This window comes from Acinetobacter sp. ESL0695 (assembly GCF_029392135.1).
Lineage (GTDB): Bacteria > Pseudomonadota > Gammaproteobacteria > Pseudomonadales > Moraxellaceae > Acinetobacter > Acinetobacter pollinis.
The window spans coordinates 84,758-98,226 of record NZ_CP113932.1 but is presented as its reverse complement, the minus strand read 5'-3'; the positions used below and the strand labels follow the sequence as shown (position 1 = coordinate 98,226).

13 protein-coding genes are annotated in these 13,469 nt (G+C 37.3%); 9 read left to right on the top strand and 4 right to left on the bottom strand.

The window, feature by feature from the left end:
• Positions 1 to 219: 219 nt before the first annotated feature.
• The 7 genes from ribBA to glmS are packed head-to-tail and all read left to right on the top strand — an operon-like array spanning position 220 to position 6,952.
• Positions 220 to 1,344, top strand: a complete 1,125-nt coding sequence (ribBA, locus tag OZX61_RS00510; RefSeq protein WP_195771750.1) for a bifunctional 3,4-dihydroxy-2-butanone-4-phosphate synthase/GTP cyclohydrolase II — start codon at positions 220 to 222, stop codon at positions 1,342 to 1,344.
• 12 nt (positions 1,345 to 1,356) lie between these two features.
• A complete protein-coding gene (gene ribE / locus OZX61_RS00505; RefSeq protein WP_195771749.1) occupies positions 1,357 to 1,827 on the top strand; it encodes a 6,7-dimethyl-8-ribityllumazine synthase in 471 nt (156 codons plus the stop codon).
• Between the two features lie 3 nt (positions 1,828 to 1,830).
• Positions 1,831 to 2,274, top strand: coding sequence for a transcription antitermination factor NusB (nusB, locus tag OZX61_RS00500; protein ID WP_195771748.1), 444 nt, complete (start codon positions 1,831 to 1,833; stop codon positions 2,272 to 2,274).
• 10 nt (positions 2,275 to 2,284) lie between these two features.
• Entirely contained in the window at positions 2,285 to 3,208 is a 924-nt protein-coding gene (gene thiL / locus OZX61_RS00495) for a thiamine-phosphate kinase (RefSeq protein WP_195771747.1), read from the top strand.
• Positions 3,186 to 3,704, top strand: coding sequence for a phosphatidylglycerophosphatase A (locus OZX61_RS00490; RefSeq protein WP_195771746.1), 519 nt, complete (start codon positions 3,186 to 3,188; stop codon positions 3,702 to 3,704). Before thiL ends, OZX61_RS00490 begins: the two co-directional genes overlap by 23 nt.
• Positions 3,705 to 3,720: 16 nt before the next feature.
• Positions 3,721 to 5,082: a bifunctional UDP-N-acetylglucosamine diphosphorylase/glucosamine-1-phosphate N-acetyltransferase GlmU gene (gene glmU / locus OZX61_RS00485; protein WP_277094954.1), complete on the top strand. Its 1,362-nt coding sequence runs from the start codon at positions 3,721 to 3,723 to the stop codon at positions 5,080 to 5,082.
• Positions 5,083 to 5,107: 25 nt separating this feature from the next.
• On the top strand, positions 5,108 to 6,952 hold the full coding sequence (glmS, locus tag OZX61_RS00480) for a glutamine--fructose-6-phosphate transaminase (isomerizing) (protein WP_277094953.1): 1,845 nt from the start codon (positions 5,108 to 5,110) through the stop codon (positions 6,950 to 6,952).
• A gap of 46 nt (positions 6,953 to 6,998) precedes the next feature.
• Here glmS and OZX61_RS00475 read toward each other — a convergent pair whose 3' ends face one another.
• Positions 6,999 to 7,955 (bottom strand): helix-turn-helix domain-containing protein, encoded by a 957-nt coding sequence (locus OZX61_RS00475; RefSeq protein WP_277094952.1) that lies wholly within the window; start codon positions 7,953 to 7,955, stop codon positions 6,999 to 7,001.
• Between the two features lie 64 nt (positions 7,956 to 8,019).
• Positions 8,020 to 9,432, bottom strand: a complete 1,413-nt coding sequence (locus OZX61_RS00470) for an APC family permease (protein ID WP_277094951.1) — start codon at positions 9,430 to 9,432, stop codon at positions 8,020 to 8,022.
• Positions 9,433 to 9,613: 181 nt separating this feature from the next.
• Here OZX61_RS00470 and OZX61_RS00465 point away from each other — a divergent pair, with 181 nt between their 5' ends.
• A complete protein-coding gene (locus OZX61_RS00465) occupies positions 9,614 to 10,945 on the top strand; it encodes a hypothetical protein (RefSeq protein ID WP_277094950.1) in 1,332 nt (443 codons plus the stop codon).
• Between the two features lie 68 nt (positions 10,946 to 11,013).
• The gene (locus OZX61_RS00460) at positions 11,014 to 11,670 is read left to right on the top strand and encodes a helix-turn-helix transcriptional regulator (protein WP_277094949.1); all 657 of its coding nucleotides are present in this window, start codon (positions 11,014 to 11,016) and stop codon (positions 11,668 to 11,670) included.
• Positions 11,671 to 11,719: 49 nt separating this feature from the next.
• On the opposite strand, the gene OZX61_RS00455 is transcribed toward OZX61_RS00460, so the two are convergent.
• A complete protein-coding gene (locus OZX61_RS00455) occupies positions 11,720 to 13,015 on the bottom strand; it encodes an FAD-binding oxidoreductase (RefSeq protein WP_277094948.1) in 1,296 nt (431 codons plus the stop codon).
• Between the two features lie 16 nt (positions 13,016 to 13,031).
• Positions 13,032 to 13,448 (bottom strand): Rid family hydrolase, encoded by a 417-nt coding sequence (locus OZX61_RS00450; RefSeq protein ID WP_277094947.1) that lies wholly within the window; start codon positions 13,446 to 13,448, stop codon positions 13,032 to 13,034.
• Positions 13,449 to 13,469 lie beyond the last annotated feature (21 nt).

Sequence of the window (13,469 nt, the reverse complement as noted above, 5' to 3'; positions counted from 1 at the left end):
AATACAGATGTCTCTCAGAAGCTTTAACAAATGTATAAATAACAAAGCCCCTTCCCTCTATTCAATTCTCTCCATTTCTTTTATTGTAAAATTTTAATATCACTTTCATAGCAACCCATCGGCGCTTACGGTAAAATATCGAAGAAGTGCGATAAATATTGCTAACATAACTTACAAACAGTATTTGCAGAATAAGTGCAATCTGGGAAAGGTGGACGGATGTCACTTAACACAGTAGAAGAAATTATCGAAGATATTCGTGCCGGTAAAATGGTCATCTTAATGGATGATGAAGATCGTGAGAATGAAGGTGATCTTGTGATGGCAGCGACGCATGTTCGTGCTGAAGACATCAACTTCATGATTACTCATGCACGTGGCTTGGTCTGTCTTACTTTAAGTAAAGCTCGTTGTGAACAGTTAAATTTACCTTTAATGGTAGATCAAAATGGTGCTCAACATGGTACAAACTTTACATTGTCTATTGAAGCAACTGAGGGCGTAACGACAGGTATCTCAGCAGCAGAGCGTGCACATACCATTAGAACTGCCGTTGCAGCACATGCAAAGCCCTCAGACATTGTACAACCGGGACATATTTTCCCATTAATGGCACAGCCCGGTGGTGTACTACACCGTGCAGGACACACTGAAGCAGGTTCAGATTTATCTCGTTTAGCGGGTTTGGAGCCTGCATCTGTTATCTGTGAAATTATTAATGATGACGGTACGATGGCACGTCGTCCCGATTTAGAAAAATTTGCCGAGAAACATCAGTTAAAAATTGGTACAATTGCCGACCTGATTCATTATCGCATGACAAATGAACAAACTGTTGAACGCTTAGGGCAAGAAACGCTTGAAACGGAATATGGTTCATTTGAACTTTATCGCTACCGTGAACATGGTAGTACTGAAACACATCTTGCATTGGTTAAAGGCGAACCGAAAGAAGGGGTAACTACCGTTCGAGTTCATGGGTTTAATCCACTGCGCGACCTCGTGAAACTGAAGCAGCAATCTGGCGAAACGGCATGGAGTTTAGATCATGCCCTTCAATACATTGCACAAAGTGAGCGTGGTGTTTTAGTATGGATTGGTCAAACACATTTGTTAGATCTTGGTCATGCTTTAGAAACATCATTGTTACCGCGTAAAGCAAGCAAGTCTAATGCTGAGCTCTCAAAGCAATATCAAAATATTGGTGTGGGTGCACAAATTTTACGTGACTTAGGTGTAGAGCAAATGAAATTGCTCAGCTCCCCTTTACGTTTTAATGCATTATCAGGTTTTAACTTAGAAGTAGTAGAATATATTTCTGCTGATCAATCTACTGAAAAATAATAGAGGTTTCTTATGGCTATTCGCCGTATCGAAGGTTTAATGCATCTCGCGAGCGAAGGCCGTTACGCGATTTTAGTTGGACGTTTCAACAGTTTTGTTGTTGAACACCTTCTTGAAGGTGCTATTGACACATTAAAACGTCATGGTGTTGCTGAAGAAAATATTACTGTTGTTCACGCACCCGGTGCGTGGGAACTTCCTGTAGTTGCTAAAAAATTAGCAAATACATCAACTTATGATGCCATTATTGCGCTTGGAGCCGTAATCCGTGGTAGCACACCTCACTTCGACTTTGTTGCAGGTGAATGTGCGAAAGGATTAGGCGTTGTTGGTCTTGAGACTGGTTTACCAGTCATCAATGGAGTCTTAACTACTGACAGCATTGAACAAGCCATCGAACGTTCAGGTACTAAAGCGGGCAACAAAGGTAGCGAAGCTGCTCTTACTGCCATTGAAATGGTTAACTTGTTAAAGGCAATTTAATCGATGTCACAAACACAACAAGCAATTTATGCTGCTAAACGTAAAGCTCGTCGCTTTGCCGTACAAGGGATTTATGAATGGCAAATGAGCCAAAATCCTGTACACCAAATTGAAGCACGTACACGTGCAGACAATGCAATGCATAAGGTTGATTTAAATTACTATCATGAACTTCTTACACGTGTGGTTGCAGAACATGATGTTCTCGATCAACTTTTAAGTAGCGTACTCGATCGTGATTTAACTGCTCTTGATGGTGTAGAGCTTGCAACCTTACGTTTAGGTGCTTACGAATTGCGTGATCATGCTGAAATTCCGTACCGTGTTGTACTAGATGAAGCGATTGAGCTCGCAAAACACTTCGGTGGTGCAGATAGTCATAAATACATTAACGGTGTATTAGACCGCCTTGCACAGACATTACGTCAGGCTGAAAAGCAAGCATAAAGACAGACTTATGGCCGAATTTTCAATTATTGACCGCTACTTTAAGCAAAAACATGCTCGGCAGAGTAACGTAAACTTAGGTATAGGTGACGATTCGGCCTTAATTACCCCACCAGAAAACCAGCAACTTGTCATTTGCACAGATACATTGGTCGAAGGTAGACATTTCCCTTCATCGACCACTGCACATGCTGTTGGTTGGAAAAGTGTAGCTGTGAATCTATCTGATATTGCTGCAATGGGGGCAACTCCTCACAGTATATTACTTGCGATTACACTCCCCAAGATTCAAGAAGATTGGCTAGACAACTTTTGCCAAGGCTTATTTGCATGTTGTGAACAATATGGTGTTGAACTCATTGGTGGCGATACAACTCAGGGGCCTCACTTAACAATTAGTGTGACTGCTTTAGGTTGGGTTCCAAAAGGTCAAGCCATTACTCGTAGTGGTGCAGAAATTGGTGATTATATTGTCGTGAGTGGCCAACTTGGTGATGCTGCATTTGGCTTACAGCACTTAGGTCATCCACTTCAAAAGCGTTTAGATTACCCTACGCCTCGTTGTGAGCTTGGAAAGCATTTGCTAGGTTTTGCATCGAGTATGATAGATCTGTCTGATGGTCTCATCCAAGATTTACAACACATTCTAAACGCTTCTAACGTTGGCGCAACGCTTCAACTTGAAAACTTACCGACAGACAATGCCCTACATTCACTCTCTCGACAACAGCAATGGCAATATGCAATTGCAGGTGGAGATGACTATGAGCTTTGCTTTACAATTTCTCCAGAAAACTATAAAAAACTTTGTTTACAAAAACCAAATGTTTCATTAAGTGTGATTGGTTATATTGAATCTGCTTTAGGTCTACGTCTGACTTATCAAAACGAAGAACAAGCTTTAAATTTTCATGGATACCAGCATTTTGCATAAACCAGCTATTCATTTTCGCCAATTTTCCCTTTATCACCGATTTATTATATTTTTAGGTGTGGGGCTCGGCTCTGGTCTTTCTCCTAAAGCACCGGGTACATTTGGTTCAGCATTTGCACTTTTATTTATTCCAATATTTATGCACGTAGGTTTTTATAGCTCGTTCATACTCATAACTTTCATGACACTGATTGGGATATACATTTGTGGCAAGACAGCGCGCTTAATTCAAGTACACGATGACGGTCGTATTGTATGGGATGAGTTTGCTGGGCAATCAATTACCTTTCTTCCTTTAATCTATTTTAATCTAATGAATATACAATGGGCACTGATTGGTTTTGCCCTCTTTCGTTTATTTGATATATGGAAGCCTTGGCCAATTCGTGTCATCGATCAAAAAGTTGATGGTGGCTTCGGCATTATGCTCGACGATGTCATTGCTGGTATCTGGGCTGCCTTATGTATACTTATTTATTTAAATTTCTCGGTTTAATTCCAATAGGGTGATTATGTCAACTACCGTGATTATTCTCGCTGCCGGCAAAGGAACACGTATGCGTTCTCAACTGCCCAAAGTACTCCAACCTTTGGCTGGTCAACCTTTACTTGGTCATGTTGTTGAAACAGCAAAACAATTAAAAGCCCGCCGTATTATTACTATTTTTGGTCATGGCGGCGCACACGTTCAAAATGCATTTAAAGAAGAAAATATAGAGTGGGTTGAACAAAAAGAGCAATTAGGTACAGGACATGCAGTTCAAATGACACTGCCAGTGCTACCTACAGATGGTTTCTCACTTATTTTATATGGAGACGTGCCATTAGTCTCTTCAGAAACCTTAAATAAATTGCTCGAAGCCAGTCAGAAAACTGGTATTGGTATGATTACACTGAATGTAGATGAGCCAGCAGGTTATGGTCGTATCGTTCGTTCGCATGGTCAGATACAAGCAATTGTTGAACATAAAGATGCCTCTGAGGAACAGCGTCAAATTACTGAAATTAATACAGGTATTTACTGTGTTGAAAATAGTAAATTACATGAGTGGTTGCCTCAGCTTTCAAATGAGAATGCACAAGGCGAATATTACTTGACTGACATTGTTGCAATGGCCGTTCAAGACGGTTTAGAAATTGCATCAATTCAACCGAAATTGGCTTATGAAGTTGAAGGTGTAAACGACCGCATTCAGCTTGCAAATTTAGAACGTGCTTTTCAACGCCAACAAACCATACATTTAATGCGTGAGGGTGTTGCTTTTGCCGACCCAGAGCGTTTTGACTTACGTGGTACATTAACCACTGGGCAAGATGTTTATATCGATATCAATGTCATTATTGAAGGTCATTGCGAAATTGGAAGCAATGTCGAAATCGGTGCAGGTACGATATTAAAAGATGCCAAAATTGCTTCAAATACAAAAATTCAACCTTATACCATAATCGACAATGCTGTTGTCGGTGAGAAAGTTATTATTGGTCCTTTCGCACGTTTAAGACCAGGAACTCAACTGGATAACGATGTTCATATCGGGAATTTTGTAGAGGTTAAAAACTCACACCTTGAAAAAGGGGTTAAGGCAAACCATTTCACTTATTTAGGTGATGCAGAGGTTGGCACCGAGTCTAATATTGGTGCAGGTACAATTACCTGTAACTATGACGGCGTAAACAAGCATAAAACCAAAATTGGCTCATCTGCTTTTATCGGTTCAAATAGTTCATTGGTTGCCCCTATCTCTATTGGTAAAGGTGCAACAGTCGGTGCTGGCTCTGTTATCACTCGAGATGTACCTGAAAATACGCTTGCTTTTGAACGTTCACAACAAATCGAAAAAGCAAATTATCAACGTCCTCAAAAGACTAAATAGCAAAACAGAAATAGAGGCTTAAAATATGTGTGGTATTGTTGGTGGTATTGCAGAACGAAATATTAGTGAAATTCTTATCGAGGGTTTAAAACGCTTAGAGTATCGTGGGTACGATTCTGCAGGTTTAGCACTTATTAATGATAATAATATTCTGCGTGAACGACGCGTAGGTAAAGTGATTAATCTAGAAGAAGCAACGAAAGAACATAAGATTACAGGTCATATTGGAGTTGCTCATACGCGTTGGGCGACACACGGGAAACCTACTGAAACAAATGCACACCCACATATCTCGGGTAAAGTCGCCGTTGTTCATAATGGTATTATTGAAAACTATGTAGAAATTAAATCTGAGCTTGAACGTTTGGGTTATGTATTTGTTTCTCAAACAGATACTGAGGTAGTCGCGCATCTTGTTGCCGAAGCAATGAAAACTCATCCATTACTTCTCGATGCCGTTCGAAGTATTGTGCCTCGTCTAAAAGGTGCTTTTGCTTTGGGTATTGTACATGCAGATTATCCAGAAGATTTGATTGCAGTCCGTGAAGGCTCACCTCTAGTAATTGGTGTAGGGATTGGTGAACATTTTATTAGCTCAGATCAACTCGCATTGTTACCCATTACAAATCGTTTTATTTACCTTGAAGAAGGTGATATTGCGCACCTCACACGTACTCAAGTTGAAGTATTTAAAAATCATGGTCAAGAGCGTATAGAGCGCCCAATTAAAGAGTTAGATGCGACAGTCAGCCATGCTTCTAAAGGTGAATATAAACACTTTATGCTCAAAGAAATTTATGAGCAACCCGAAGCGATTCAGCAAACGATTGCGCAAGCTCTTAATGACAATGCACTTCGTGAAGACTTTTTAAGTGATGCAGTAACTAGCTTTCAGAATATAGAGCAAATCCAAATTATTGCCTGTGGTACAAGCTACCATGCGGGTATGATTGCTAAATATTGGGCAGAACAACTGATTGATTTACCATGTCAGGTTGAAATTGCAAGCGAATTCCGTTATCGCTCACCTGTAATTATTGACCGTACATTGTATGTATGTATTTCTCAATCAGGTGAAACAGCAGATACATTGGCAGCTTTACGCGACACTCAAAAGCGTGCGAAAGATAAAGGGCTGAATATTTCAACAATGGCGATTTGTAACGTTCCAACTTCATCTATGGTACGAGAAACAGATCATCATTTATTAACTTTGGCAGGCCCTGAAATTGGTGTTGCCTCGACGAAAGCATTTACAACTCAACTTTCTGCACTCATGTTGCTACTGCTTAAAATTGGTCAAGTGAAAAAGCGCTTAGCTGAATCACAATTGACTGAAATCGTTGCAAGCTTATGGCACTGTCCAAAAGTCATTTTAGATACATTGCAACACAATGCAGAAATTCTACGTCTTTCGGAACTCTTTGTTGAAAAACAACACTGCTTATTCTTAGGTCGTGGAACAAACTACCCTATCGCACTTGAAGGCGCACTTAAGCTCAAAGAAATTTCATATATTCATGCTGAAGGCTATGCTGCAGGTGAGTTAAAGCACGGACCTCTAGCACTCGTAGATAATGAGATGCCCGTTGTTATTTTAGCACCTAAAGATGACATGTTAGATAAGCTAAAATCGAATATGGAAGAAGTGCAAGCACGTGGTGGCGAGCTTTTTGTTTTTGCAGATGAGCACAGCGGTATTGCGAATAAAGAACGTCAACACGTTGTTGATATTCCAACAGTTAACCCTTGGTTAGCACCAATTATTTATAGTATTCCTGTACAGCTTCTGTCATACCACGTTGCTGTATTACGTGGTACCGATGTAGACCAACCACGTAATTTGGCGAAATCTGTAACGGTTGAATAATACGTTTTGAGTTATTGTATGAGAGTAGTAAATATTCTCATACAACCTATACAGTCAAAGAATTTTTCATCAATTTACGATTAAACCTTAATGTGTCTGAAGGTAACTCACTAAATAGACGCTTATAATCTAATGAGAATTGAGACAAATGCCAAAAACCAAAATAAGTAGCCACCGTACTAATTGAAACTTTTTCTGTAGTTTGTGCCAATATTCTTCTTACATAGTTTAGACGCAAATACTTTAAAAATAAGGCAGGGCTAATATTTATTGTTTGTTCAAAACAATTTTGAAGAGTTCTTCTTGAAGTATTCGTCATACGACATAGATCAGCGATCGATAATTGTTGTTCTTGATGTGCATTCACATACTCGATCACGGTATTTACAACTGAACTCGACTTATAAGAAGAAAACTTAACATTTTCATGACACACCAAAAAATTCTCTTCCAATAAATCAATAATTTCTTTTTTTAATTGTTCTCTTGGCTGCTTTGTTGCAATAAGCAGTGGCTGGGACAAAAGTGCCTGAATTAAATGATAAAGCTTAGAATAGACCCCTGTATTTAATATAAGTTGGTGGTTCATTTTTTCATTAGATTTATATTTATACTCTTCACTCAAATGATGAAAAGGTATACTTAATCCTAAACATACAGCACCTTCTGGTGTGCTTAAAATAATATCTTCACCTCCCATAATTGTAATAATTTCCTTACCTTCCAATACACGACCTTTCCATAAAATAGGCGATAATGTAGGCAAGTAAAAACCAAGATTCAAGCACCCTTTTTTTGCTTCACCTTGTTGGAACACAGAAGTTGAAAAGCTTTCTCGATATATCTGTATATCATCAAAAGTTAGCAGATTTAAAGTGCTTTTAAATTTGCCAGAAGATATTTGATGATATGATAAATCCCAATCAGTCATCATATTGGCATGCTGACTGATTTCTAATATATTTGATGCATTATAGAATTGATTCTGTTCTGTATTTTGCATAACTAGAAACTTAATTTTTCTGATCTTAACTACCAAGCAAAAAACAAACCAAATAATATAAAAACTAACTCTTAATAATAGGAAGAACAAAATTTCTTTTCTTAAAATGTAAAGCCTTTAAAAAGCCAATAACAACTACCAGTAACACTATCCAAGGTAAAAATGACAGTACAATAGAAGATGATCCACCAATAAGCTTAATATTCTCAATCACATTCATAAGTACATATGCCATCCCAAAAGCAGAAATTGTAGGTGCAATCACCGAACTCCACTTAGAAACATTTAGATGTTTATGCCGTAAGAAAAAACAAATAACTGCACAACTTACGCCAACTTGCAAAGCGAGTATGGCCATACTTCCAAGCATAGAGGCCCATGAAAAGACTTCACTCATTGGGTCTAAATGAAAAGCTCCAAAAATGGCAAGCATAACTACCATAAAAATACCTTGTAGAATGCTCGCAATATAAGGCGTTTGATGTTTTGCATGTGTGTATGATAGCTTCTCCCATACAAGTTGATCTTTCGCCATCGCAAACAAATAACGAGATAATGAGTTATGAAATGCCTGCGTAGCTGCAAATAAACTTGTAACCAAAAGTACTGACATTAGCTGAACAGCCCAGCTTCCTAGAGTTGCTTGTGTAATATTAAAAATAAGAGTGGTAGGATCAAGTGAGGCAAATGAAATATTCTTTTGAACATTTACAAGGTACTGGACAATAGCCCATGCACTAAATGCAAAAAATAGAGTGATAATAACAACCGCAATAAATGTAGCTCTAGAAATATTTTTCTCGGGATTTTTACACTCCTCTGCATAAATTGCCGTCGCCTCAAAGCCAATAAATGAACATATAGCAAAAACCATTGCTATGCCAAAGTGACCACTCAAAAGGGTCGATGGTAAAAACGAATTTAGATTCATTGTATGTGTATGTTGTAAAATCACATAATCAAGTAATATGACAATTCCAACTTCACACAGCATTAAAATTCCTAATACTTTGCCACCAATTTCAACTTTAGAAATACCTAACAGTACAACGATTATCTGCATTACTATTGCATATTGCCACCATGCAACTGGAACATGAATCTGTAAAGACTTCACTAACTCACTCGTAAAAAAACCAAACATTGCACTAATCGCAAATTGCATACAGATATAACCCAAAAGTGCAAGATTCAGCCCTGCTAACCCACTTGAAAATCCTAATCCTTGAATAATATAGGCATAAAAAGCACCAGAATTTTTTGTATATTTACTCATGGCAACGAAGCCAAAACTAAAAATAACCAATAAAATCCCAGCTAATAAATATACGCCTGGAATACCTTCACCATTTCCCAAAGAAAATGCAACAGGTAATGCACCGACAATACCTGTTAGTGGAGATGCAGCAGCAACTACGAAAAATACAATAGAAAAGAGCCCTAGACTGCCGGATTTGAGTTTGTTTTTAGAGGTCATTTTAGATATCTCCTAAATAGAATTTATTTCTTAGTCTAGGAGTATGTTCAAAACATTCGTTATCGAAATTAGGCAATTCAATCTAGGAAATTTGTGGCATAGATTTGCCGTTTTTTGATAGAAAAATAAATTCTTTTAAGAAAAACTGATGAGAATTTCATACACAACTCGGTCATATAGAATGAATAAAGAAATCACTTATGCACTTACATTTTCTATTATCTTTCAAACACAATCGGTCTTTGCAAATCTTTCACTATTAAAGACAGAAAATACCCAATTAAATACCAATTTAAATTTATCTTTAGGTGCGTTCTCAAGTAATAAAGGTTATATAGCTAGTCATTCAGCTCAATCTTATCAATGGTTAGAAGGATATGCTCAATATGGTATGGATGCTACACATCTTATTGGTATGAAAAAAAGTTCGATCTACGGTCAAGTCAGCTTAGTTAGCGCAACGACCAAAGGAGATGGTGATGCTGGAGGATATACGAATGGTAAGGAGGCAGCAACTCGTATAGAGGATGCTTATATTGGATGGAAATCTGGAGAGCTATTTTCTTTCTTAGGAAAAGATGGAATAGATATTACATATGGGAGACAAAATTTTTGTTTAAATGATGGCTTCTTAGTTTGTTCAGATGAACCTAATTTGGGCAATACCACTGCATATCCGCATAAATATGCAACAAAAAGAGGCGGTGCATATTATTTAGCTGCTCATAAGGATTTCAAAAACACAGCTATTTTAAAAATTGCACAAAACAAAGTAATCAATGGGAGTATTTTTACATTTAAATCGAATCAACCCATACAAATGCAATCTCAATTTATTGGAGGAAATTTAAATTATAGAGATAATTTAAGCCTAATTTACTTACATAATACTAGCTTGAATGATAGTTATGCCGATCCAGCAATACTCGGTCAAAATGCCTACCGGAAACATATCAACGTATACAGTATCCTTGGTCACAATCAGACCCTTATTCAAAATACAGACCTTTCCTTTCAATATGCATACCAAGATAAAAAAAATAATGATCATGCAAATGCTTGGTTCGTACGATCAACTTATACATTTTCAAAGTATCTATGGGAGCCAACTATTAGTCTAAGATATTCAAGATTTTCTTCAAAATGGGACAATCTTTTTGTAGGTGGCTCAGAATACGGTACATGGTTTCAAGGTGAAGTTGCTTACAACTACGCAGGGCCTTTTAATAGTAATGTCCAAGTGGTGCAGATTGGAGCAAAATTTACCCCTAGGAGTTCACTTACATTTGGTGCACTCTACTATAATTTTAGAACATTAGAAAAAAATAATTCACTTAACTTATCAGCGAATGAAATAGATTTATATAGCTTAATTACCGTAAATAAAAATATTAATATCTCACCTGTTATTGCCTTTTACAAACCATCTAAGAGTAGTTCAGATCAAGGGCTTCAAAATGGAAACAACCATTTAAATATTTATTCTTCTCTTGTTTTTACTATGAATTTTTAAATCTAATTAGCTGAATATGGAACGATATTTGCTTCTTTATTCATCAGATAAACTAGAGGTGAGTAAAAATGATAACAAATAGTTGGGATTCATTTTTGGATCATTTTTTAACGAGTATTCATAAGGCTGTGCCTTTTTCACAGTTCTTTGCTTATGAAGTACATTCAAAAGAGCACGCACTCCACTCTTATACATCTCAAAATATTTCGAAAAAAACAATAGATCACTACATTCACCGCATGAGTGATCATGATCCTATTTATTTTAAAAATAATATTCAAAATACAGAAGAAGTACTCTCCTTAGGAACACAACATATCTCTCCTATTTATCAGAGTTTCTTAAATGAGAATGGCGTTCTAGATAATATTGAATTAATTTTTAAACAAAATTCACAGACCGTTCGTGGCATTAGCCTAGTACGCAATACACAAGAGTCTTATTTTTCGGAGCATGAGCTTATGGCTATTCAAAGCTGTCATTCACTTGCTAAACACTCCCTAACATTTATACCTTATAAAAGCCAAAAAATGGTAGATGTTACGGAACTAACCAGTAAAGAAAAAAAAGTGTTAGATCTTATTTTACAGGGAAAGAAAAATCAGGATATTGCAAATATTCTTTTTATTAGCATTACTACTGTAAAAACACATATTCAGCATATTTTTCAAAAAATGCTAGTGAGTAGTAAATCTGAATTAATTGTAAAATCTCTTGCTTCATAAAAGTAGATCGTAATAGCACGTAAAAAGGGTACAAAGTACCCTTTTTTTCTTACTGGAATCGACGAAAAGAATAAGGGGTGGGGTCAATAATTGGAGTATTACCCATGATTAAATCAGCTGCCAATTGCCCTGCTGCAGGCGAAGTCCCAAACCCATGACCAGAAAAGCCTGATGCAACAAAGAGGCCATGAATCTTATCAATTGATCCAATAATTGGATTAGAATCGGGTGTTACATCGATTACTCCTGCCCAAGCGTTAGCAATTTTTAATGCCGAGAACATAGGCCAAGCATGCTGTAGATTATTTATTGCTTCTTTATTTAACCTTATATTTGCTTGAGGATCCATAATTCGTATCTTTTCAAAAGGTGAAATATGATCTCTTTTCCAACGGCGAGACAATGCTAAGTCTGTTAGACCATACTTTCCAAGAGATACTCTTAAAAAACCACCCTGTGCTCGAAGCTGATTCAAATACCGCATCCCAATTAATAAATGATCGAGTGTCATAGGTGCATCTAGAGCTCCTCTTTGAGTAATAATAAAGCCACCATCTTGATGTCTTCTAAAAGAAAAATCTGGTGCACCCAATGAAATATCAGTAGGTCCTTGCATTGGTTTCGTATGTAATACCGAACAAATTAAAGGTAAGGTCGGGAAGTTAATATCTAAATTTCCAAGAAATTTTCTCGACCATAAACCACCCGTTAATAATACCTGCTCACAGCGAATTTCTCCTTGTTCTGTAACAACACCACTTACTCGTCCTGCAGACAAACTCAACGTTCTTACCGCACAAGACTCAATAATAATCGCCCCTTTTTCAATCGCTGCTTTTGCAATAGCACTTGCCGCCAATGTTGGTTCTGCACATCCATCTGAAGGTGTATAAACTCCTCCTTCCCATTTAGTTTTTCCTTGAGGGGCTAAACTTGAAATTTGGTGATTCGATAGAATTTGTGTGTCTAAATCTAAATGACGAACTGACTCATACCATTTTTCATAACTTGCCATCTGCTCTTGTGTACGTGTAACAAACATAATTCCAGATTGTCGATACCCTACGTCACCCTGAACACGTCGACTCATCTCTTTCCATAATCGATCTGAAGCTTGTGCTAACGGCACATCTTCTGAAGTACGGCTTGTTTTACGAATCCAACCTAAATTTCTAGATGATTGCTCACCAGCGATCTGCCCTTTTTCCAAGACAACAACAGGAATTTTTCTTTCAGCAAGCGTAAGTGCGGCTGTTAAACCCACAATCCCTCCACCAATAATAATCACTGTAGTTGAAGAAGGTAAATTACTAGAAGTTTCTACTGAAGATATTGCAGGTCTCATAGGTTCTCTCCAACAGCTAAATTCTTAACTTCTTAATTGTCGCTTTAGAAGCATCTTTATATGCTGTTACCTCTATCTCTACTTTATAATGTGCTGAGCCTAAAGATGGATTTGTGACTGTGATCGTTGGATCTATCCCACAAAATTTTTCTCCAACAATTTTCATTACAGCCAAAGTATCTTTAGGATTTTGAATAAAAATTCGCGCATTAATAATATCTGCTAGGCCAGACTCTATCCCAATCAAAGCAAATTCAATATTATTAAATACTTGTAATGTTTGTTCAGTAATATCTTCTGGAATTTCTTTTGTTTCTGGATTACGCCCAGCAGTATTTGAAACAAATATCCAATTATCGATACTTACAATACGTGAGTAGTTATATTCTTCTTCAAGCTTAGCGCCTGTTTTTACTTTCACCAACTTTGTCATTTTTCTGCTCCTTTTATCTCT

Coding starts and splice junctions, on each gene's coding strand:
- glmU (WP_277094954.1), top strand. CDS start 3,721: ATGTCAACTACCGTGATTATTCTCGCTGCCGGCAAAGGAACACGTATG.
- thiL (WP_195771747.1), top strand. CDS start 2,285: ATGGCCGAATTTTCAATTATTGACCGCTACTTTAAGCAAAAACATGCT.
- OZX61_RS00455 (WP_277094948.1), bottom strand. CDS start 13,015: ATGAGACCTGCAATATCTTCAGTAGAAACTTCTAGTAATTTACCTTCT.
- OZX61_RS00460 (WP_277094949.1), top strand. CDS start 11,014: ATGATAACAAATAGTTGGGATTCATTTTTGGATCATTTTTTAACGAGT.
- OZX61_RS00475 (WP_277094952.1), bottom strand. CDS start 7,955: ATGCAAAATACAGAACAGAATCAATTCTATAATGCATCAAATATATTA.
- OZX61_RS00470 (WP_277094951.1), bottom strand. CDS start 9,432: ATGACCTCTAAAAACAAACTCAAATCCGGCAGTCTAGGGCTCTTTTCT.
- ribBA (WP_195771750.1), top strand. CDS start 220: ATGTCACTTAACACAGTAGAAGAAATTATCGAAGATATTCGTGCCGGT.
- OZX61_RS00465 (WP_277094950.1), top strand. CDS start 9,614: ATGAATAAAGAAATCACTTATGCACTTACATTTTCTATTATCTTTCAA.
- OZX61_RS00450 (WP_277094947.1), bottom strand. CDS start 13,448: ATGACAAAGTTGGTGAAAGTAAAAACAGGCGCTAAGCTTGAAGAAGAA.
- glmS (WP_277094953.1), top strand. CDS start 5,108: ATGTGTGGTATTGTTGGTGGTATTGCAGAACGAAATATTAGTGAAATT.
- ribE (WP_195771749.1), top strand. CDS start 1,357: ATGGCTATTCGCCGTATCGAAGGTTTAATGCATCTCGCGAGCGAAGGC.
- OZX61_RS00490 (WP_195771746.1), top strand. CDS start 3,186: ATGGATACCAGCATTTTGCATAAACCAGCTATTCATTTTCGCCAATTT.
- nusB (WP_195771748.1), top strand. CDS start 1,831: ATGTCACAAACACAACAAGCAATTTATGCTGCTAAACGTAAAGCTCGT.